The 22,097-nt window shown below is 54.0% G+C and carries 20 protein-coding genes; 16 read left to right on the plus strand and 4 right to left on the minus strand.

All coding sequences use genetic code 11. The annotated features are described in order from the left end of the window. Positions 1 to 78 precede the first annotated feature (78 nt). Positions 79 to 2,340, plus strand: coding sequence for a 5-methyltetrahydropteroyltriglutamate--homocysteine S-methyltransferase (gene metE / locus AB4K05_RS23295; RefSeq protein WP_368482088.1), 2,262 nt, complete (start codon positions 79 to 81; stop codon positions 2,338 to 2,340). A 61-nt stretch (positions 2,341 to 2,401) separates the two neighbouring features. Here the strand turns inward: metE and AB4K05_RS23300 are convergent, their stop codons facing one another. After that, on the minus strand, positions 2,402 to 3,214 hold the full coding sequence (locus AB4K05_RS23300) for a dienelactone hydrolase family protein (protein WP_368482069.1): 813 nt from the start codon (positions 3,212 to 3,214) through the stop codon (positions 2,402 to 2,404). 237 nt (positions 3,215 to 3,451) lie between these two features. On the opposite strand from AB4K05_RS23300, the gene udp reads away from it, so the two are divergent. The 9 genes from udp to tatD all read left to right on the plus strand — a co-directional run bounded on the left by udp (position 3,452) and on the right by tatD (position 11,330). Continuing rightward, positions 3,452 to 4,213, plus strand: coding sequence for a uridine phosphorylase (gene udp, locus AB4K05_RS23305; RefSeq protein WP_368482070.1), 762 nt, complete (start codon positions 3,452 to 3,454; stop codon positions 4,211 to 4,213). Between the two features lie 141 nt (positions 4,214 to 4,354). After that, entirely contained in the window at positions 4,355 to 5,764 is a 1,410-nt protein-coding gene (gene rmuC, locus AB4K05_RS23310; RefSeq protein WP_368482071.1) for a DNA recombination protein RmuC, read from the plus strand. A 100-nt stretch (positions 5,765 to 5,864) separates the two neighbouring features. Beyond that, positions 5,865 to 6,620, plus strand: coding sequence for a bifunctional demethylmenaquinone methyltransferase/2-methoxy-6-polyprenyl-1,4-benzoquinol methylase UbiE (ubiE, locus tag AB4K05_RS23315; protein ID WP_368482072.1), 756 nt, complete (start codon positions 5,865 to 5,867; stop codon positions 6,618 to 6,620). Positions 6,621 to 6,633: 13 nt separating this feature from the next. Then, entirely contained in the window at positions 6,634 to 7,239 is a 606-nt protein-coding gene (locus AB4K05_RS23320; RefSeq protein ID WP_368482073.1) for an SCP2 domain-containing protein, read from the plus strand. Continuing rightward, positions 7,236 to 8,876, plus strand: a complete 1,641-nt coding sequence (gene ubiB / locus AB4K05_RS23325; RefSeq protein ID WP_368482074.1) for a ubiquinone biosynthesis regulatory protein kinase UbiB — start codon at positions 7,236 to 7,238, stop codon at positions 8,874 to 8,876. The genes AB4K05_RS23320 and ubiB overlap by 4 nt, the downstream gene beginning before the upstream one ends. Positions 8,877 to 8,952: 76 nt before the next feature. Further along, entirely contained in the window at positions 8,953 to 9,207 is a 255-nt protein-coding gene (tatA, locus tag AB4K05_RS23330; protein ID WP_062777444.1) for a Sec-independent protein translocase subunit TatA, read from the plus strand. 3 nt (positions 9,208 to 9,210) lie between these two features. Continuing rightward, on the plus strand, positions 9,211 to 9,741 hold the full coding sequence (gene tatB, locus AB4K05_RS23335; RefSeq protein WP_368482075.1) for a Sec-independent protein translocase protein TatB: 531 nt from the start codon (positions 9,211 to 9,213) through the stop codon (positions 9,739 to 9,741). A gap of 2 nt (positions 9,742 to 9,743) precedes the next feature. Continuing rightward, positions 9,744 to 10,508, plus strand: a complete 765-nt coding sequence (gene tatC / locus AB4K05_RS23340) for a Sec-independent protein translocase subunit TatC (RefSeq protein ID WP_368482076.1) — start codon at positions 9,744 to 9,746, stop codon at positions 10,506 to 10,508. Positions 10,509 to 10,535: 27 nt separating this feature from the next. Next, the gene (tatD, locus tag AB4K05_RS23345; RefSeq protein WP_368482077.1) at positions 10,536 to 11,330 is read left to right on the plus strand and encodes a 3'-5' ssDNA/RNA exonuclease TatD; all 795 of its coding nucleotides are present in this window, start codon (positions 10,536 to 10,538) and stop codon (positions 11,328 to 11,330) included. Between the two features lies 1 nt (position 11,331). Here the strand turns inward: tatD and rfaH are convergent, their stop codons facing one another. After that, a complete protein-coding gene (gene rfaH / locus AB4K05_RS23350; RefSeq protein ID WP_368482078.1) occupies positions 11,332 to 11,820 on the minus strand; it encodes a transcription/translation regulatory transformer protein RfaH in 489 nt (162 codons plus the stop codon). Between the two features lie 163 nt (positions 11,821 to 11,983). On the opposite strand from rfaH, the gene ubiD reads away from it, so the two are divergent. Together ubiD and fre are read left to right on the plus strand one after the other, a co-directional pair. Beyond that, positions 11,984 to 13,462 (plus strand): 4-hydroxy-3-polyprenylbenzoate decarboxylase, encoded by a 1,479-nt coding sequence (gene ubiD, locus AB4K05_RS23355; protein ID WP_368482079.1) that lies wholly within the window; start codon positions 11,984 to 11,986, stop codon positions 13,460 to 13,462. 50 nt (positions 13,463 to 13,512) lie between these two features. Then, positions 13,513 to 14,214 carry an NAD(P)H-flavin reductase gene (gene fre / locus AB4K05_RS23360; protein ID WP_368482080.1) on the plus strand — a complete coding sequence of 234 codons (702 nt, stop codon included), beginning with the start codon at positions 13,513 to 13,515 and terminating at the stop codon, positions 14,212 to 14,214. A 152-nt stretch (positions 14,215 to 14,366) separates the two neighbouring features. On the opposite strand, the gene fadA is transcribed toward fre, so the two are convergent. Further along, positions 14,367 to 15,530, minus strand: a complete 1,164-nt coding sequence (gene fadA / locus AB4K05_RS23365; RefSeq protein WP_368482081.1) for an acetyl-CoA C-acyltransferase FadA — start codon at positions 15,528 to 15,530, stop codon at positions 14,367 to 14,369. A 9-nt stretch (positions 15,531 to 15,539) separates the two neighbouring features. Then, positions 15,540 to 17,729, minus strand: a complete 2,190-nt coding sequence (gene fadB, locus AB4K05_RS23370; protein ID WP_368482082.1) for a fatty acid oxidation complex subunit alpha FadB — start codon at positions 17,727 to 17,729, stop codon at positions 15,540 to 15,542. A 191-nt stretch (positions 17,730 to 17,920) separates the two neighbouring features. Between fadB and pepQ the strand changes: the two genes are divergently transcribed. From pepQ to hemG, 4 genes are read left to right on the plus strand one after another with little or no spacing between them, the layout of a single operon-like run. Continuing rightward, positions 17,921 to 19,252, plus strand: a complete 1,332-nt coding sequence (gene pepQ / locus AB4K05_RS23375) for a Xaa-Pro dipeptidase (RefSeq protein ID WP_368482083.1) — start codon at positions 17,921 to 17,923, stop codon at positions 19,250 to 19,252. Further along, positions 19,252 to 19,866 carry an IMPACT family protein gene (locus AB4K05_RS23380; protein WP_368482084.1) on the plus strand — a complete coding sequence of 205 codons (615 nt, stop codon included), beginning with the start codon at positions 19,252 to 19,254 and terminating at the stop codon, positions 19,864 to 19,866. Before pepQ ends, AB4K05_RS23380 begins: the two co-directional genes overlap by 1 nt. 42 nt (positions 19,867 to 19,908) lie before the next feature. Then, complete coding sequence (gene trkH / locus AB4K05_RS23385; RefSeq protein ID WP_368482085.1) at positions 19,909 to 21,360, plus strand: Trk system potassium transporter TrkH; 1,452 nt, start codon at positions 19,909 to 19,911, stop codon at positions 21,358 to 21,360. A gap of 12 nt (positions 21,361 to 21,372) precedes the next feature. Further along, entirely contained in the window at positions 21,373 to 21,906 is a 534-nt protein-coding gene (gene hemG, locus AB4K05_RS23390) for a menaquinone-dependent protoporphyrinogen IX dehydrogenase (RefSeq protein ID WP_368482086.1), read from the plus strand. The last annotated feature ends 191 nt before the right edge of the window (positions 21,907 to 22,097 follow it).

Below are 22,097 nucleotides of genomic sequence, written 5' to 3' on the forward strand. Positions count from 1 at the left end.
GATTATACAGTACCTGTCGATTATGGATGTGTAAACATCTGGACGGCTAAATACTGAAAATTCCATGAGAGGCATATGATGACGATTCAAAACCACACCCTCGGTTTCCCTCGTGTTGGTCTGCGCCGCGAGCTGAAAAAAGCGCAAGAGAGCTATTGGGCAGGCAATGCCTCTCGTGAAGAATTACTTGCGACTGGGCGCGAACTGCGTGCTCGTCACTGGGAGCAGCAGAAACAAGCGGGCATTGATCTGCTGCCAGTGGGGGATTTTGCTTGGTACGATCATGTCCTCACCACCAGTCTTCTGCTGGGCAACGTCCCGGTGCGGCACCAGAATAAAGACGGCTCGGTTGATATCGACACCTTATTCCGTATTGGCCGCGGTCGCGCCCCGACCGGCGAACCTGCAGCGGCGGCGGAAATGACCAAATGGTTTAACACCAACTATCACTACATGGTGCCGGAGTTTGTCAAAGGCCAGCAGTTCAAACTGACTTGGACCCAACTGCTGGATGAAGTGGACGAAGCATTGGCGCTGGGCCATAAGGTGAAACCTGTTCTACTTGGCCCGGTAACCTACCTGTGGCTAGGCAAAGTGAAGGGCGAGCCGTTTGAGCGCCTTAGCCTGCTCAACGATATCCTGCCGGTCTACCAACAGGTGCTGAACGAGCTATCGAAGCGTGGCGTTGAATGGGTGCAGATCGATGAACCCGCACTGGTGCTGGAGCTGCCGCAGAAATGGCTGGATGCGTTCAAGCCGGCGTACGATGCGCTGACAGGACAGCTCAAGCTGCTGCTGACCACCTATTTTGAAGGTGTCACACCGAACCTTAATACCATTACCGCACTGCCAGTTCAGGGGCTGCATGTCGATTTCGTGCACGGGAAAGATGACGTGAACGAACTGCACAAGCGTCTTCCTGCCGACTGGCTGCTTTCCGCAGGCCTGATTAATGGCCGCAACGTCTGGCGTGCCGATCTCACGCAAAAATATGCACAAATTAAGGATATTGTCGGCAAACGCGCGCTCTGGGTGGCATCTTCATGCTCGCTACTGCATAGCCCAATCGATCTCAGCGTTGAGACACGCCTAGATGCAGAAGTGAAAAGCTGGTTTGCCTTCGCCCTGCAAAAATGCGGTGAGCTGGCGCTGCTGCGCGACGCGCTGAATAGCGGCAATACGGCTGAGCTTGTGGCGTGGAGCGCACCGATTCAAGCCCGTCGCCACTCTACTCGTGTTCATAACACCGCCGTTGAGCAGCGACTGGCGGCGGTCACCGCACAGGATAGTCAGCGTACCAGCGCATATTCACAGCGCGCCAAGGCGCAACGTGCGCGCTTTAATTTACCGGCCTGGCCGACCACCACCATCGGCTCGTTCCCGCAAACCACGGAAATTCGCGGCCTACGTCTGGACTTTAAAAAAGGCAACCTTGATGTGGGTAACTATCGCACCGGGATTGCTGAGCACATCAAACAGGCAATTATTGAGCAAGAACGCCTGGGCCTCGATGTGCTGGTGCACGGCGAAGCCGAACGCAACGACATGGTGGAGTATTTCGGTGAGCATCTCGATGGTTTTGTTTTTACCCAAAACGGTTGGGTGCAGAGTTATGGCTCTCGCTGCGTGAAGCCGCCGGTAGTGATTGGCGATGTCAGCCGCCCGGAAGCAATCACCGTTGAGTGGGCGAAGTACGCGCAGTCTCTGACTGACAAACCGGTGAAAGGCATGCTCACCGGCCCGGTGACCATTCTTTGCTGGTCCTTCCCGCGTGAGGATGTGACCCGCGAAACCATCGCCAAACAGATTGCGCTGGCGCTGCGTGATGAAGTTGCAGATTTGGAGGCGGCAGGCATTGGTATTATCCAGATTGATGAACCGGCGCTACGCGAAGGCCTGCCACTGCGTCGCAGCGATTGGGCGGCATATTTGGAATGGGGTGTGGAGGCCTTCCGTATCAACGCGGCGGTCGCGAAAGATGAAACGCAGATCCACACCCACATGTGTTACTGCGAGTTCAACGACATCATGGATTCCATTGCGGCGCTCGATGCAGATGTGATCACCATTGAAACCTCACGCTCTGACATGGAACTGCTGGAATCGTTTGAAGAGTTCGACTATCCAAACGAAATTGGACCGGGCGTATATGACATTCACTCGCCAAATGTGCCAAGCGTCGAGTGGATTGAAGCGTTGCTTAAGAAAGCCGAACTACGTATTCCGGCTGAACGCCTGTGGGTCAACCCGGACTGCGGACTGAAAACCCGCGGCTGGCCGGAAACTCGGGCAGCGTTGGCAAATATGGTGCAGGCAGCGCAGAATTTGCGCCAAGCGTAAAATGTAAAACGGAGGCGAAAGCCTCCGTTTAGATTATGGGCAATTCCCGTTTGTTGTAGGGCTATCCCTTCTTCCCTGCATGCTGGGCAAACCACGCCAGCATTCTCTGCCAGCCGTCTTTGGCCGATTCTTCATGATAGCTGGCACGATAGTCAGCATTAAAGGCATGACCGGCTTCCGGGTAGACCACAATGTCGGCTTTCGCATTCGCCGCACGCAGCGCTTGGCGCATGGTGTCTACGGACTCGAGAGATATCCCAGTATCCTGCCCGCCGTACAGCCCTAACACCGGAGCGCTAAGATCGACCGCAACGTCGACAGGATTTTTCGGTGAATTCAACGTTTTGTCACCGATCAAGCGACCATACCAGGCGACTGCGGCTTTAAGCTGTGGATTATGCGCGGCATACAGCCATGCAATGCGTCCACCCCAGCAGAAACCCGTCACCGACAGACGGTTGGCATCGCCGCCATGACGCGCCGCCCAGCTGGCGACGTGGTCGAGATCGCCCAGCACCTGAGCATCAGGCACTTTTGTGACTAAGCCGCTAAACAGTGAGGGGATATCGTCGTAGTCGTTCGGATCGCCCTGACGGAAATAGAGCTCTGGTGCAATCGCCAGATAGCCCTCCAGTGCTAGGCGGCGGCAGATATCACGAATGTGTTCGTGGACGCCAAAAATCTCCTGCACTACGATGATTACCGGGAGAGGCTCATCGCTATGTTTTGGCCGCGCGTGATAGGCCGGTAGCATATCCCCCTGTGAGGGGATAGAGGTTTCCCCCGCCGTGATGGCCTCTTCGGGCGTATGGACGGTGGTAGAGGCATGAGGTGAAGCAGCAGGTGCAAATCCAGGTTGTGTCTTGATTGTCATGGCATTCTCCGTACCCTTTGAATGAACTCATAGCCGAATCACAGTGCCTCAAGACGGCGTATTATTGTGCAGCAGACGATCACATTAACTTGTTAATGTGATGTAAATCACTATTTGCATGGAATTTAATGCAATATTTTTAATTCTTAGTGATAGCAATCACGAAAAAATGTTGTGGTCTTCTATAAAGTACATTTTTGCTTCTTCTGACAAAACTGAACCACAGAGGAGTTCTTTATGTCCAAGTCTGATGTTTTTCATCTCGGCCTCACCAAAAACGATTTACAAGGGGCTACGGTTGCTATCGTCCCCGGTGACCCGGAGCGTGTGGAAAAGATCGCCGCGCTGATGGAAAAGCCGGTAAAACTGGCATCTCATCGTGAATTTACCTCCTGGCGTGCTGAGCTTGATGGCAAGCCAGTGATCGTTTGCTCAACCGGTATCGGTGGTCCATCGACCTCCATTGCCGTAGAAGAGCTGGCACAGCTGGGCATTCGCACATTCCTGCGCGTGGGTACCACCGGTGCCATTCAGCCAAATATCAATGTGGGTGATGTACTGGTCACCACGGCGTCCGTCCGTCTTGACGGTGCGAGCCTGCACTTTGCCCCGATGGAATATCCAGCGGTGGCTGACTTTGCGTGTACGACCGCGCTGGTAGAAGCGGCGAAAGCCGTCGGTGCGACCACTCACGTGGGCGTTACTGCTTCCTCTGATACCTTCTATCCGGGTCAGGAACGCTATGACACCTTCTCAGGCCGCGTTGTACGCAACTTCAAAGGCTCTATGGAAGAGTGGCAGTCAATGGGTGTGATGAACTATGAAATGGAATCCGCCACCCTGCTGACCATGTGCTCAAGCCAGGGTCTGCGCGCGGGGATGGTTGCGGGCGTTATCGTTAACCGCACCCAACAGGAAATTCCTAACGCAGAGACCATGAAACAGACCGAAAGCCACGCGGTGAAAATCGTAGTGGAAGCGGCGCGTCGTCTGCTGTAGTTTTCCCTCCTTTGCGAAAAGGCCGACTTGTTCGGCCTTTTTCTTTTTGCGTCGCGGCTCGCAGGAAACTGCTTTAAAACTGGACGTTTATACAGCACAATTCTATTTTTGTGCAGATAACGGATTCAGGCAGGGGGCGTTGTGGATATTGCCGTGGTGATTTATGCATTAGTGGCACTGGCGGGCATCGCGATTGGCTGGCTGGCGGCAAGCTATCGTGTCGCGCAGCAGCGCGCTGAACAGTTGGCAGAAGAACGCGATGTATACGGCGAACTGAGCGCGGCGAAACAGCAAATCGCCCAGCATGCTCATTGGCGTGACGAGTGCGAACTGCTCAACAACGAGCTGCGCAGCCTGCGGGAGATTAACTCGTCGCTGGAGGTCGATCTCCGCGAGGTCACTACGCTGCTCGAGACCACGCGCCAGCACGGCGATGAAAAACACCGCCTGATGCTCAACAGCGAACAGCGTCTGAGTGAGCAGTTCGAAAATCTTGCCAACCGCATCTTTGAACAGAGCAACCGTCGGGTCGATGAACAAAACCGGCAAAGCCTGCACGGCCTGCTGACGCCGCTACGTGAACAGCTAGACGGTTTCCGTCGTCAGGTTCAGGACAGCTTTGGTCAGGAAGCGCGCGAGCGGCACACGTTGGCGCATGAAATTCGTAACCTTCAGCAGCTCAACGCCCAGATGGCGCAGGAAGCCGTCAACCTAACCCGGGCGCTGAAAGGCGATAATAAAACGCAGGGCAACTGGGGCGAAGTGGTGCTCAGCCGCGTACTGGAAGCCTCCGGCCTGCGGGAAGGGCACGAATATGAAACCCAGGTCAGCATCAACACGGACGCCAATTCGCGTATGCAGCCGGACGTTATTGTGCGCCTGCCTCACCGCAAAGACGTGGTGGTGGATGCCAAAATGACGCTGGTGGCTTACGAGCGCTACTTCAACGCCGAAGATGACTACACCCGAGAAACTGCGCTGCAGGAGCATATCGCGGCGGTGCGCAACCATATCCGTATGCTGGGCCGTAAAGATTACCAGCAGCTTCCGGGGCTGCGTTCGTTGGATTACGTCCTGATGTTTATCCCCGTAGAGCCAGCGTTTTTACTGGCGCTAGACCGGCAGCCCGAACTGATTAGCGAAGCGCTGAAAAATAATATTATGCTGGTCAGCCCAACCACATTGCTGGTGGCTCTGCGCACTATCTCCAACCTGTGGCGCTACGAGCACCAAAGCCGCAATGCGCAACATATTGCTGAACGTGCCAGCCGCTTATATGACAAAATGCGCCTGTTCGTTGACGATATGTCGTCTATTGGTCAAAGCCTCGATAAAGCACAGGACAACTACCGTCAGGCGATGAAAAAGCTGACTTCCGGTCGCGGTAATCTGTTGGTGCAGGCGGAAGCATTCCGTCATCTTGGCGTTGAGGTGAAACGCGAGATTAATCCAGACCTCGTCGAACAGGCCACATCACAGGATGATGAGTTCCGATTGCGCGACGATGAAGAGTTGAATGATGACAATCCGTTAGCGGCAGAACGCCGCTAATCCAGCGAAATGGCGGATTTCGTAACGGGGTGGAATCGTAGGGCAATCGTGCCCAATCTGTTACACTCCATGAACATTTTCTTGATAAGCAGGCATAGAGATGGTTGAGGATTCACAAGAAACGACGCACTTTGGCTTTCAAACAATTGCCAAAGATCAGAAGGTCGACATGGTGGCACATGTCTTCCATTCTGTGGCCGCAAAATACGATGTTATGAATGACCTGATGTCATTCGGTATTCATCGTCTTTGGAAGCGATTTACCATTGATTGCAGCGGCGTGCGCCGTGGACAGAAAGTTCTCGATCTGGCGGGCGGTACGGGCGATCTGACGGCGAAGTTCTCGCGCATGGTGGGTGAAACCGGGCGTGTGGTACTGGCTGATATCAACGACTCGATGTTGAAAATGGGTCGTGAAAAGCTGCGTAACATTGGCGTTGTGGGCAACGTGGAATACGTACAGGCTAACGCAGAAGCACTGCCTTTCCCGGATAATACCTTCGACTGCATTACCATCTCCTTTGGCCTACGTAACGTCACCGACAAAGAGAAAGCGCTGCGCTCCATGTACCGCGTGCTGAAGCCGGGTGGGCGCCTGCTGGTGCTTGAGTTCTCTAAACCGATTATTGAGCCATTGAGCAAAGCCTACGATGCCTATTCGTTCCACATTCTGCCGCGTATTGGCGAAATGGTGGCTAACGATGCGGACAGCTACCGTTATCTGGCGGAGTCCATCCGTATGCACCCGAATCAGGACACGCTGAAAGAGATGATGCAAGACGCCGGTTTGGAAAACGTTGACTACTTCAACCTGACCGCAGGGATCGTTGCGCTGCATCGCGGCTATAAATTCTGATTGAGGTGCGGCTATGCCTTTAAAACCCTTAGTGACTGGCAGCATTGAGACCGCCATTAATACGCTGCTTTGGCGTGAAAATGCCTTGAAGCCCGCTCGTCAGCGTCTTATTGGCAAAGTGTTGCGCATTGAACTTAAAGAGTTCTCCTCGCCGCTGGTGCTGGTATTTAGCGAGCGCCAGGTTGATGTGCTGGGCGCGTGGGAAGGCGAGGCAGACTGCACCGTTATCACGCGTGTCAGCGTATTGCCGCAGCTGCGTAACCGCCAACAGCTCACCGCGCTTATCCGCAATAACGATCTCGAAGTGCAGGGCGATCTACAGGTTGTGCAAAACCTCGTATCGTTGGCCGACCTCGCGGAATTCGACCCTGCTGAACTGCTTGCGCCCTATACCGGCGATATCGCCGCTGAAGGGGTGAGTAAGCTCCTGCGCGGGGGGGCGAAGTTTGTGCAACATGGTTTGGCGCGTCAGCAGCGCTACGTCTCTGAAGCGTTGACTGAAGAGTGGCGCTTGGCGCCTGGCGCATTGGAAATAGCGTGGTTCGCCGAAGAAACGATGGCCGTAGAGCGTGAGCTAGCTGCACTGACCCAACGGCTGGAAAAACTGGAGGAGAAATGACGCCAGGAGAATTACGGCGCCTGTACTTTATCATCCACACCTTTTTGAGCTACGGGCTTGATGAGCTGATTCCCAAGATGCGTATCACGCTGCCGCTGCGTATTGGGCGTCGGCTGTTATTCTGGATGCCAAACCGCCACAAAAATAAGCCATTAGGTGAGCGCCTGCGCCTGGCGCTACAAGAGCTTGGCCCTGTGTGGATCAAGTTCGGTCAGATGCTTTCCACCCGTCGCGACCTTTTCCCACCGCAGATTGCCGATCAGCTGGTTATGCTGCAGGATCGCGTTGCTCCTTTCGATGGCAAACTGGCAAAGCAGCAAATTGAAAAATCGATGGGTGATATCCCCGTCGAAAGCTGGTTTGATGATTTTGAGATTGAGCCGCTGGCTTCCGCATCGATTGCCCAGGTGCACACCGCGCGCCTAAAAGAGAATGGCAAAGAGGTGGTGATCAAGGTTATCCGTCCGGATATCCTTCCGGTTATCAAAGCCGACATGAAGCTTATCTATCGCCTGGCGCGCTGGGTGCCTCGTCTGCTGCCTGACGGTCGCCGCCTGCGTCCGCTGGAGGTGGTGCGTGATTACGAAAAAACGCTGCTTGATGAGCTGAACCTGCTGCGCGAAGCGGCTAACGCCATCCAGTTGCGGCGCAACTTCGAAAATAGCCCGATGCTGTACGTGCCGGAGATTTACTCCGATTACTGCCGCGTCGACATGCTGGTCATGGAGCGCATCTACGGTATTCCGGTGTCCGACATTGAGACGCTGGAAAAGCAAAATACCAACATGCAATTGTTGGCCGAACGCGGCGTTCAGGTGTTCTTTACCCAGGTATTCCGCGACAGCTTCTTCCATGCCGACATGCATCCAGGCAATATTTTTGTCAGCTATGAACATCCGGAAGATCCGCAGTATATCGGCATCGATTGCGGCATCGTCGGATCGCTAAACAAAGATGATAAGCGTTATTTAGCAGAAAACTTTATTGCCTTCTTCAACCGTGACTACCGCAAAGTGGCTGAGCTGCACGTGGACTCCGGCTGGGTGCCCGCGGATACCAACGTGGAAGATTTCGAGTTTGCTATCCGCACCGTGTGTGAACCTATCTTCGAAAAACCGCTGGCAGAGATCTCGTTTGGCCATGTCCTGCTAAACCTGTTTAACACCGCTCGCCGCTTTAATATGGAAGTGCAGCCACAGCTTGTGTTACTGCAAAAGACATTACTTTACGTAGAAGGAGTAGGACGCCAGCTCTATCCTCAGTTAGATTTATGGAAGACGGCGAAACCATTCCTCGAATCTTGGATTAAAGACCAAGTGGGGATACCCGCTCTGTTCCGCGCGTTGAAGGACAAAGCACCGTTCTGGATTGAAAAAATGCCGGAATTGCCTGAGTTGGTGTACGACAGCTTGCGACAGAGTAAGCAGATGGAGGCCAGTCTGGCGAAGATTTCGCAGGATATGGCAACGCATCATACTCGGCAGGGGCAGTCTCGCTATCTCTTTGGTATAGGCGCGGTTTTACTCCTGAGCGGTACAATGTTATTGGTATCTCGGCCGGAATGGGGGTTTGCACCCGCATGGCTTATGGCCGGAGGCATAGTGGTATGGTTCGCCGGCTGGCGTAAGACGCGCTGAATTTTGCGTCGCTAACAGGGCGCTGCATAACGTATAATGCGCGCTGATTATTTCATCATCTATCAGAGGAACATGTATGGGTGGTATTAGTATTTGGCAGTTGCTGATTATCGTCGTTATCGTGGTTCTGCTTTTTGGGACTAAAAAGCTGAGCTCACTTGGGTCGGATTTAGGCGCGTCTATCAAAGGCTTTAAAAAAGCCATGGGTGATGAAGACGACAAAAAAGATAAGCCGAGCCAGGATGCAGATTTCACTGCGCAATCAATTACTGATAAGCAGGAAAGTGCGAAGAAAGACGAAGCGAAACGCCACGACAACGAGCAGGTGTAATTCGTGTTTGATATTGGTTTCAGTGAACTGCTGCTGGTGTTTGTGATAGGCCTCGTGGTATTGGGGCCTAAACGCCTGCCAGTTGCAGTGAAGACGGTTGTTGGCTGGATCAGAGCGCTACGCTCGCTGGCGGCAACCGTACAAAATGAGCTGACGCAGGAGCTTAAACTCCAAGAATTTCAGGATAGCCTGAAGAAGGTGGAGAAGGCGAGTCTGGATAGTCTGACGCCTGAGCTGAAAGCTTCTATGGATGAGCTGCGCGACGCGGCGGAGTCGATGAAGCGTTCTTACTCGGCGCACGATCCTGAGAAGGCGAGTGACGAGGCCAATACTATCCATAACCCTGTGGTGAAGGATAAGGACGCCGTGCAACCGGCCACGGCAGAGCCGCAGGCGGTACATGCTGATGAACCGAGTGTGTCGGCTGAGGAGACCCCGGCGCCAGTGGCCGAAGCGGTTAACTCGGTAGAGAAAGAGAAAGTTTCTGCGGCTGCCGTTCCTGATTCATCCCCCGCATCGAGTGATAAACCGTAAACATGAGCGTAGAAGATACTCAACCGCTGATCGCTCATTTAATTGAGCTGCGCAAGCGTCTGCTCAACAGCATCATCGCGGTCATCGTTATTTTTCTGTCACTGGTCTATTTCGCCAACGACATTTACCAGCTGGTGTCAGCACCGTTGATTAAACAGTTGCCGCATGGGGCGACGATGATCGCCACCGACGTGGCATCACCATTTTTTACGCCGATCAAGCTGACCTTTATGGTGTCGCTGATCCTTTCCGCCCCGGTCATTTTGTATCAGGTATGGGCGTTTGTGGCCCCGGCGCTGTACAAGCATGAACGTCGTCTGGTGATGCCACTGCTGGTCTCCAGTACCCTGCTGTTTTATACCGGTATGGCGTTTGCCTACTTCGTGGTGTTCCCGCTGGCGTTTGGCTTCCTGACCCACGCGGCTCCGGCTGGAGTATTGGTTTCAACGGATATTAAAAGCTACCTCGATTTCGTCATGTCGTTGTTTATTGCGTTTGGCGTATCGTTTGAAGTGCCTGTGGCTATCGTGCTGCTCTGCTGGGTTGGCGTGACTACGCCGGAAGACCTGCGCAAGAAACGTCCGTACGTGCTAGTGGCCGCCTTTGTGATTGGTATGCTGCTGACGCCGCCGGATGTGTTCTCGCAAACGCTGTTGGCGATCCCGATGTATTGCCTATTCGAAGTGGGGCTGTTTTTCTCCCGCTTCTACGCCGGGAAGCGTGCGACGCGTGATGAAGACGCACAAGCAGAAGAAAATGAAGAATAACCAACCGCCCGTCAGGGCGGTTGTCATATGGGGGCCATGATGTTTGATATCGGTGTTAATTTAACCAGCTCGCAGTTTTCTCGTGACCGCGACGAGGTCGTCGCCCGAGCCCTTGCTGCGGGTGTACACGGTATGCTGCTGACCGGAACCAATCGTCATGAGAGCGAAGAAGCTCAGAGATTGGCGGAACGTTTTGAGGGCTGCTGGTCTACCGCTGGCGTCCATCCGCATGATAGCAGCAGCTGGTCTGCGGAAGTGGCAGACTCAATCTATACGCTGGTGAACAAGATTGAGGTAGTGGCTGTGGGCGAGTGCGGGTTGGACTTTAACCGTAATTTCTCCACGCCCGCTGAGCAGGAAACGGCTTTCAGCGCTCAGTTGGCGATAGCGGCTGAGCTGGGTATGCCAGTGTTCCTGCACTGCCGCGATGCGCATGATCGGTTCTTTGCGCTGCTTGAACCTTGGCTTGATCACCTGCCGGGCGCGGTGCTGCACTGTTTCACCGGCACTCGTGACGAACTGCAGGCCTGTCTAGATCATGGACTGTTCATTGGTATAACCGGATGGGTGTGCGATGAGCGACGGGGGCTGGAACTGCGCGAAATGCTGCCGATGATCCCTGCTAACCGCCTGCTCTTGGAGACCGATGCGCCGTATCTGCTGCCGCGTGACATGACGCCTAAACCGGCGTCACGACGCAATGAACCGGCATTTGTGCCGCATATTCTGTCCCGCGTCGCCGAATGGCGCGGCGAAGAGCCACAGTGGCTGGAAGCCGTTACCGACAACAATGCCAGACAATTGTTTAAAATAGAGTTTTAACTCAGGATTTGCGGAAGTCGGTGTTTTTAACGCTCTGCTTGATCTGCTTATTGAGCAGGTTAAGCAGCAGCATGGAACGCGCTTCACCGTCGGGCTCGGCAAAGATGGCCTGAAACCCTTCGAATGCGCCTTCGGTGATCACGACGCTGTCGCCAGGATACGGCGTTTCCGGATCGGTGACGTCATCCGGCTGGTAGATGGAAAGCTGGTGAATGACGGAAGACGGAACCGTTGCAGGGTGGATGCCAAAACGAACAAAATGGCTGACGCCACGGGTTGCGTTGATGGTCGTGGTGTGAATCACTTCCGGGTCAAATTCGACAAACAGGTAGTTTGGAAACAGCGGTTCGCTGACGGTTGTACGTTTACCGCGCACCATCTTTTCCAAGGTGATCATCGGCGTGAGGCAATTTACCGCCTGTCGTTCAAGATGTTCTTGAGCACGCTGAAGTTGTCCACGTTTGCAGTATAGTAAATACCAAGCTTGCATAATGACTCGTTTTCGCTATTTAACGCGAGAGCATACCAAAAGTGCGGTCAAATCGCGATGTTGATTATAGTGGCTTTAATTTACGCTAATTTAACAAAATTACAGCATCACGGAACCATTCGCCGTATAATGAGGCGCTTACCAGGAGGCCAATAATTACCCTATGAAATACCAAGACCTACGCGACTTTCTGACACAGCTTGAGCAGCAGGGTGAGCTTAAGCGTATTAGCCTCCCGGTTGATCCCCATCTGGAAATTACCGAAATTGCCGACCGCACTCTTCGTGCCGGTGGGCCTGCGTTACTGTTTGAAAATCCTATTGGTTATTCCATGCCAGTGCTGTGTAACCTGTTCGGAACACCTAAGCGTGTGGCGATGGGGATGGGCCAGGAAGATGTCAGCGCGTTGCGTGAAGTGGGTAAGTTATTAGCCTTTTTGAAAGAGCCTGAGCCGCCAAAGGGTTTTCGCGATCTGTTCGATAAGTTGCCGCAGTTCAAGCAAGTGTTGAACATGCCGACAAAACGTCTGCGTGGCGCGCCTTGTCAGCAAAAAATCATCTCCGGCGACGACGTTGATTTATCCCGTATCCCGGTCATGACCTGCTGGCCTGAGGATGCAGCTCCGCTGATTACCTGGGGGCTGACGGTGACCCGTGGACCGCATAAAGAGCGGCAGAATCTGGGGATTTATCGTCAGCAGGTGATTGGCAAAAACAAACTGATTATGCGTTGGCTGTCGCATCGCGGCGGCGCGCTTGATTTTCAGGAGTGGTGTGCGCTTCATCCAGGTGAACGTTTCCCGGTTGCGGTCGCGCTGGGTGCCGATCCTGCCACCATTCTTGGCGCGGTGACGCCGGTACCGGATACGCTTTCCGAATATGCTTTTGCCGGTTTGCTGCGCGGTACCAAAACCGAAGTGGTGAAGTGTCTTTCTAATGAATTAGAAGTGCCTGCCAGCGCTGAGATTGTGCTGGAAGGCTACATTGAGCCGGGCGAGATGGCACCGGAAGGCCCGTATGGCGATCACACCGGTTACTACAATGAAGTAGACAGTTTCCCGGTCTTTACTGTGACCCATATTACCCAGCGCGAAGATGCGATTTACCACTCCACCTACACCGGACGTCCGCCCGATGAACCGGCGGTGCTGGGCGTGGCGTTGAACGAAGTGTTCGTGCCGATTTTGCAAAAGCAGTTCCCGGAAATTGTTGATTTCTATCTGCCGCCGGAAGGGTGTTCGTATCGCCTCGCCGTTGTCACTATGAAAAAACAGTACGCGGGGCATGCAAAACGCGTAATGATGGGCGTATGGTCATTTTTACGGCAATTTATGTACACAAAGTTCGTGATTGTCTGCGATGATGACGTGAACGCACGTGACTGGAACGATGTGATATGGGCGATTACCACCCGTATGGATCCTGCAAGGGATACCGTGCTGGTAGAAAACACGCCGATTGATTATCTTGATTTCGCCTCGCCGGTTTCCGGATTGGGGTCGAAAATGGGGCTGGATGCTACCAATAAGTGGCCTGGGGAAACCCAGCGCGAGTGGGGCCGTCCGATTAAAAAAGATCCCGCCGTTACGGCGCGTATTGATGAAATCTGGGACGAGCTGGCCATTTTTTCCGACGATAAATAATAAATTTATCCCCTAAATAATGACGGGGAAAGACCCGACAGAGGGAGCGCATGACAACCTTAAGCTGTAAAGTGACCTCGGTGGATGCAATTACCGATACGGTATATCGCGTCCGTTTAGTACCCGAAGCTACCTTCTCATTTCGTGCCGGCCAGTATCTGATGGTGGTAATGGATGAGCGCGACAAACGCCCGTTCTCCATGGCCTCAACGCCGGACGAACAAGCGTTTATTGAGTTGCACATCGGTGCCTCTGAACTGAATCTGTACGCGATGGCCGTGATGGACAGAATTCTCAAAGAGCGTGAAGTGGTTGTCGATATTCCACACGGTGAAGCTTGGCTGCGCGATGAGGACGATCGTCCTCTGGTGCTGATTGCTGGCGGCACTGGCTTCTCCTATGTGCGTTCTATCCTGCTGACTGCGCTGGCGCGTAACCCAAATCGTGATGTTGCGATTTATTGGGGCGGCCGTGAAGAGAAGCACCTCTATGATCTCTCCGAGCTGGAAGCGTTGTCGGTGAACCATCCGAATCTGCGTGTTGAACCGGTAGTTGAGCAGCCGGAAGAAGGCTGGCGCGGACGCTCAGGTACCGTGCTGACAGCGGTGTTGCAGGATTATGGTACGCTGGCAGACCATGATATCTATATCGCTGGTCGCTTTGAAATGGCCAAGATTGCTCGTGACCTGTTCTGTAACGAACGCCAAGCGCGTGAAGATCGTCTGTTTGGCGATGCTTTTGCGTTTATCTGATTCGTGAATAAAAAGCCCGCCCCTGACAGGCGGGAAGAACGGCAACTAAACTTTATTGTTGTGTGTGATGCCGGGTGGTGGCGCTAGCGCGTCTTATCCGGCCTACGATGATATCCGCCCCGGCGCTGTTTTTACGGCGCCGGGGCGTGTTTTTATACGCGCTCGATAACGGTCGCGATCCCCTGACCTAACCCAATACACATAGTCGCCAGACCAAACTGGGCATCTTTGCTTTCCATCAGGTTCAGCAAGGTGGTGGTGATTCGCGTCCCGGAACACCCGAGCGGGTGGCCCAGAGCGATAGCGCCGCCGTTGAGGTTGATCTTCTCGTCGATCTGCTCCATCAGGCCCAGATCTTTAATGCACGGCAGGATCTGTGCGGCAAACGCTTCGTTCATTTCGAATAAATCAATATCGCCTGCGGTCAGGCCGGCTTTCTTCAGCGCCAGCTTAGAAGCCGGAACCGGGCCGTAACCCATAATCGACGGATCGCAGCCGACTACTGCCATCGAGCGAATACGTGCCCGTGGAGTTAACCCCAGCGCATGTGCCTGGCTTTCGCTCATCACCAACATGGCAGAGGCGCCGTCGGAGAGGGCTGAAGAGGTGCCCGCGGTGACCGTACCGGTGACCGGATCGAAAGCCGGTCGCAGCGCGGAGAGCGCTTCAATGGTGGTTTCCGGGCGGATCACTTCGTCGTAATTAAACTGCTTCAGCACGCCGTCCGCGTCATGACCGCCGGTCGGAATGATTTCGTTCTTAAAGGCTCCCGACTGGGTTGCAGCCCAAGCGCGTGCATGTGAACGAGCGGCGAAAGCGTCCTGCATTTCACGGCTAATGCCGTGCATGCGAGACAGCATTTCTGCCGTTAGGCCCATCATGCCTGCTGCTTTGGCAACGGTACGGCTCATGCCCGGGTGGAAATCTACGCCATGGCTCATTGGCACGTGGCCCATGTGCTCTACGCCGCCCACCAGACATACCTGCGCGTCGCCGGTCATAATCATGCGAGCTGCATCGTGTAATGCCTGCATTGAAGAACCACACAGACGGTTAACGGTGTTTGCCGGAACCGAGTGGGGGATTTCCGCCAGCAGCGAGGCGTTACGCGCAATGTTGAAACCCTGCTCTAGCGTCTGCTGTACGCAGCCCCAATAAATGTCGTCGATGGCCGCCGCTTCAAGCGCCGGGTTACGTGCCAGCAGGCTACGCATCAAATGGGCTGAGAGATCCTCTGCGCGCACGTTGCGGAACGCACCGCCCTTCGAACGGCCCATTGGGGTACGAATTGCATCAACAATAACAACCTGTTCCATCGTGACTCCTTAAGCCGTTTTCAGCTCACCAACCGGGCGGGCTGGCTCAACCGGGGGATAATACGCTTCGTTATGGCGTGCTTTGTCGCGCAGACCGGCCGGGACTTCATACAGTGGGCCAAGGTGCTGGTACTGCTGCGCCATATCGAGGTACTTCGCGCTGCCCAGCGTATCCAACCAGCGGAATGCGCCGCCGTGGAACGGAGGGAAGCCCAGACCGTACACCAGCGCCATGTCAGCTTCAGCAGGGCTTGCGATAATGCCTTCTTCCAAGCAGCGCACCACTTCGTTGACCATCGGGATCATCATACGGGCGATAATCTCTTCTTCGCTGAAGTCGCGTTTCGGCTGGCTAACTTCTGCCAGCAGGCTATCCACTGCAGGATCTTCTTCTTTCTTTGGCTTGCCTTTGCTGTCTTCTTTATAGCGCCAGAAACCGAGGCCATTTTTTTGCCCGTAGCGGCTAGCGTCGAACAGCGCGTCGATAGCATCACGATAATCTTTATGCATGCGCTGCGGGAATCCGGCAGCCATTACCGCCTGTGCGTGGTGCGCGGTATCAATGCCCACCACATCGAGCAGGTAGGCTGGGCCCATTGGCCAGCCGAATACTTTTTCCATTACCTTATCAACTTTGCGGAAGTCGGCGCCGTCGCGCAGCAGCTGGCTGAAACCAGCAAAGTACGGGAACAGTACGCGGTTGACGAAGAAGCCCGGGCAGTCGTTGACCACGATTGGCGTTTTGCCCATCTGGCTTGCCCATGCGACGACTTTGGCGATGGTGCTGTCTGACGTTTTCTTCCCACGGATGATTTCTACCAGCGGCATACGATGCACTGGGTTGAAGAAGTGCATTCCGCAGAAGTTTTCCGGGCGCTCCAACGCATCGGCCAGCTCGCCAATCGGGATTGTCGAGGTGTTGGATGCCAGTACGGTATCCGGGCGGACTTTTTGTTCCGTCTCTACCAGCACCGCTTTTTTCACTTTCGGGTTTTCGACGACCGCTTCAACGACGACATCAACACGGTCAAAGCCGGCGTAATCCAGCGTCGGCTGAATGGTTGAGATGATGCTCGCTAGCTTCAGGCCGTTGATCTTACCGCGCTCCAACTGCTTGTTGAGCAGTTTGCTGGCTTCGTTCATGCCAAGCGTCAGCGATTTCTCGTTAATATCCTTCATGATAACCGGCACGCCTTTCCAGGCGGACTGGTAGGCGATCCCACCACCCATAATGCCTGCACCCAGTACGGCAGCATGTTTTGGCGGTTCGGTATTCTTGGTCAGTTTCTTTGCCTGACCTTTTACGAATTGGTCGTTAAGGAAAATACCGACCAGCGCACGGGCTTCTTTAGAATGGGCCAGTGGGACAAAGCTTTTATTTTCGAGATTCAGCGCTTCTTCACGGCCAAAACGGGCCGCTGCTTCGATAGTTTTCACCGCCGTAATGGGCGCCGGATAGTGTTTACCTGCTGTCTGCATCACCATGCCTTTGGCGATGGTGAAACTCATGGTGGCCTCAATTTTGCTGAGTTTCAGCGGCTCCAGCTTGGGCTGACGCTTGGCTTTCCAGTCCAGATCGCCATTAATTGCCTGGCGCAGTATCGCCAGCGCACCATCAAACAGCTTCTCTGGTTTAACCACGCCGTCAACTAGGCCTAATTTTAACGCTTGTTCGGCGCTAACATCTTTGCCCGCAGCAATAATCTCTAGGGCGCTGTCCGCACCCAGCAGGCGTGGCAGACGGACGGAACCGCCAAAGCCTGGCATAATGCCCAGTTTGGTTTCCGGCAGACCGATGCGCAGATCTGGCGTTGCCAGACGATAGTCAGTGGCCAGTACGCATTCGCAACCGCCGCCCAGCGCGTAGCCATTAACAGCGGAAATGGTTGGGACCGGTAAATCTTCCAGACGGTTAAACACGCTATTGGCAAAATGCAGCCACTGGCTGAACTGTTCTTCTGGCACGAGGAATAACGAAAGGAATTCGGTGATATCCGCGCCGACAATAAAGGCTGCCTTTTCAGAGCGCAGCACCAGCCCTTTCAGCTCTTTTTGTTTTTCGAGGACGTCGAGCGCTTGGCCGAGGCTAGCCACGGTTGCGGTATCTAACTTGTTAACGGAGCCGGGGGCATCGAACACCAGTTCGGCAATGCCATCTTCCAGCCAGTTGAGGTATAGGGTGTCGCCTTTGTAGAGCATGTCAGTCTCCTGAATCCAGCAAAGTGATCTGGTCATACCAGATATTCTCGAGTGTGTATTTTGTGTTAAATAAATGCAAATGAGTCTTTAAATATTTGCTGGTCGGATCACGTCCGGTGGAAATCACGCAGGGTGAGTGAGGTGTGCTACTATGCGAGGACTTGAGGGCATAATATTCAGAAGGGTAAATAATGGAATCACTGGCCGCACTCTATAAAAATCATATTGTTACCTTACAAGAGCGGGCGCGTGACGCACTTGAGCGTTTTAAGCTTGATGCGCTGCTTATCCACTCTGGCGAGCTGATGAACGTTTTTCTGGATGACCACGCGTACCCGTTCAAGGTCAACCCACAGTTTAAGGCTTGGGTGCCGGTCACTCAGGTACCGAACTGCTGGTTACTGGTTGATGGTGTTAATAAACCGAAGCTGTGGTTCTACCTGCCGGTGGACTACTGGCACAACGTTGAACCACTGCCGACCTCATTCTGGACCGACGATGTTGAAGTGATCGCGCTGCCGAAGGCCGAAGGTATTAGCAGCCTGCTGCCCGCTGACCGTGGCAATATTGGTTATATCGGTCCGGTTCCGGAACGTGCGCTGGGCTTGGGCATCACGGCGACCAATATCAACCCGAAAGGGGTGATTGATTATCTGCACTACTATCGTGCCTATAAAACGGATTATGAGCTGGCGTGTATGCGCGAAGCGCAGAAGATGGCGGTTAATGGACACCGTGCGGCGGAAGAAGCATTCCGTTCCGGGATGAGCGAGTTTGATATCAACTTGGCTTACCTGACGGCGACCGGCCACCGTGATACCGATGTGCCTTACGGCAACATTGTGGCGCTGAACGAACATGCGTCGGTGCTGCACTATACCAAGCTCGATCACCGTGCTCCGTCAGAAATCCGCAGTTTCCTGCTTGATGCCGGTGCCGAGTACAACGGTTATGCTGCTGACCTGACGCGTACCTGGTCGGCGCACAGCGATAACGACTATGCGCATCTGGTTAAAGACGTCAACGCTGAGCAACTGGCGTTGATCGCCACGATGAAAGCGGGAACCAGCTATGTGGATTACCATATCCAGTTCCATCAGCGCATTGCCAAACTGCTGCGTAAGCATCAGATCGTGACAGACATGAGCGAAGAGGCGATGGTCGAAAACGATCTCACCGGGCCGTTTATGCCACACGGTATCGGTCACCCGCTGGGCCTGCAGGTTCACGATGTTGCCGGTTTTATGCAGGATGATACTGGCACGCACCTGGCTGCGCCGTCCAAGTACCCGTACCTGCGCTGCACTCGTATGTTGGAACCGCGGATGGTTTTGACTATCGAACCGGGCATCTACTTTATTGAGTCTCTGCTCGCGCCGTGGCGTGAAGGTCAATACAGCAAGCACTTCAACTGGCAGAAAATTGAAGCGCTGAAGCCGTTTGGCGGCATTCGTATTGAAGATAACGTGGTTATCCACGAGAACAATATCGAAAATATGACGCGTGACCTGAAACTGGCGTAATGGACAGTTGGCGAATACCGGCCGAGCCGGCCACCTTCGTTGAAGAGATCAAGAAAAGCCGCTTTATCACCCTGTTGGCGCATACTGACGGGGTGGAAGCGGCAAAAGCGTTTGTTGAGTCGGTTCGCGCTGAACACCCGGATGCCCGCCACCACTGCGTGGCGTGGGTGGCGGGTCGGCCTGACGATTCACAACAGCTGGGTTTCTCCGATGATGGTGAACCGGCGGGGACGGCCGGAAAGCCGATGCTTGCTCAGTTGATGGGGAGTGGCATCGGAGAAATCACCGCGGTAGTGGTGCGTTATTACGGCGGTATCCTGCTGGGGACCGGTGGTCTGGTAAAGGCCTACGGCGGTGGGGTGCAACAGGCGCTCAATCTGCTGACTACACAGGTTAAGACGCCGCTTACCGAATATACTCTGTCATGTGAATATGGGCAGTTGGCGGGCGTTGAGGCGCTGGTCGGGCAACATGCCGGGCAAATCGTCACCAGCGACTACCAAGCGACGGTGCAGCTCCGCGTGGCGCTTCCTCAGGCAAAAGTGCCTGATTTTTCCGCAAGACTGGCGGATTTTAGCCGTGGTTCATTGCATTTATTAGCGATTGACGAATAATCCCCCTCCAGACTTTTTTGAATATCATAGGACGCGCCGGAAATGCATTTTCGTGCCATTACTCGAATTGTTGGACTTCTGGTCATCTTATTCTCGGGGACAATGATCCTGCCGGGATTGGTGGCTTTGATTTACCGCGATGGCGCCGGGCGCGCATTCACCCAGACTTTTTTTGCCGCATTGGCGATTGGTTCGCTGCTGTGGTGGCCGAACCGTCGGGAAAAACGCGAACTGAAATCACGGGAAGGGTTTCTGATTGTTGTTCTGTTTTGGACCGTGCTGGGGAGCGTGGGTGCGCTGCCATTTATCTTTTCCGAGCAGCCGAACCTGACGGTAACCGATGCATTCTTTGAATCATTTTCGGGGTTAACCACCACCGGGGCGACGACGCTGGTGGGGCTGGACTCGTTACCGCATGCCATCCTCTTTTATAGACAAATGCTGCAGTGGTTTGGCGGGATGGGGATCATCGTGCTGGCCGTCGCTATTCTACCTATTCTTGGCGTCGGCGGGATGCAGCTTTATCGAGCCGAGATGCCCGGGCCTCTGAAAGACAACAAAATGCGGCCGCGTATTGCTGAAACGGCGAAAACGCTGTGGCTTATCTATGTGTTGCTGACGGTGGCGTGCGCACTGGCGCTCTGGTTTGCTGGGATGCCGGCATTTGACGCCATCGGTCATAGCTTTGCGACTATCGCGATCGGTGGTTTTTCGACGCATGATGCTAGCGTCGGCTTCTTTAATAGTCCGACCATCAACACCATTATTGCTATCTTCCTGCTGATCTCCGGTTGTAACTACGGTCTGCACTTCTCTTTATTGAGCGGACGGAGTCTGAAGGTTTACTGGCGCGATCCAGAATTTCGCATGTTTATTGGCGTGCAGCTCACGCTGGTGGTCATTTGCACGTTGGTCCTATGGTTCCATGATATCTACGCTTCGGCGGTGACGACGCTAAACCAAGCCTTCTTCCAAGTGGTTTCCATGGCGACGACGGCGGGTTTCACGACCGACAGTATCGCGCGCTGGCCATTATTCCTGCCGGTGTTGTTGCTGTGCTCGGCGTTTATCGGTGGCTGTGCGGGGTCAACGGGCGGTGGTCTGAAGGTGATTCGTATCCTGCTGCTGTTTAAGCAGGGTAACCGTGAACTGAAACGCCTTGTTCACCCGAATGCGGTCTACAGCATAAAGCTGGGTAACCGTGCGTTACCGGAACGTATTCTTGAAGCGGTGTGGGGATTCTTCTCCGCCTACGCGCTGGTCTTCATTATCAGTATGTTGGCAATCATCGCGACCGGGGTCGATGACTTCTCGGCATTTGCGTCAGTTGTGGCTACGCTGAACAACCTTGGCCCCGGGCTTGGTGTTGTCGCAGATAACTTTGCCAGTATGAATCCGGTGGCGAAATGGATCCTGATTGTGAATATGCTATTTGGTCGTCTTGAAGTCTTTACGCTGCTGGTGTTGTTCACCCCAACGTTCTGGCGCGAATAACAGGAGTTAGCGTTGAAAACATTAATGCTCTTTTCCACCCGTGATGGGCAGACGCGTGAAATTGCCGCCTACCTTTGCTCGCAGCTCCATGAGCTGGGGGGAGATACGGCGATGATTGATTTGAATCGTACGGATAATATTGAGTGGTCGCAGTACGACCGGGTCATTATTGGCGCGTCTATTCGTTACGGGCATTTCCATCCTGCGCTGGATCGCTTTGTGAAAAAGCATGCGGCAGCATTGCAGGCGGTACCCAGCGCCTTCTTCTCGGTGAACCTTGTCGCGCGTAAACCAGAAAAGCGTTCACCGCAGACTAACAGCTACACGCGCAAATTCCTGCTGCGTTCTCCATGGCAGCCAGATAGCTGTGCGGTATTTGCCGGGGCGTTGCGTTATCCACGCTACGGATGGTTCGATCGCTTTATGATTCGGTTGATTATGAAGATGACCGGCGGTGAAACGGATACGAGTAAAGAAGTGGTTTATACCGATTGGGAGCAGGTAGCGGATTTCGCGCGGGAAATCGCGCAACTTTCGCGCAAATAGGGCGGTAATTCGACGTATTGCCTGGAAAGTGAGCGAACGAAAACATTTTTGATATTTATGCTTGCGGGATCTCAATTTCCCCCTATAATGCGGCCCCACTGAGACGGAACAACGGCAAACAAGCCGCCGGGTCAGCGAGGTTCTCCTGAGAATCTCGGCAGAGAAAAGCGAAATTAAACGCTTGACTCTGA

Source organism: Kluyvera sp. STS39-E, from assembly GCF_040932435.1.
Lineage (GTDB): Bacteria > Pseudomonadota > Gammaproteobacteria > Enterobacterales > Enterobacteriaceae > Kluyvera.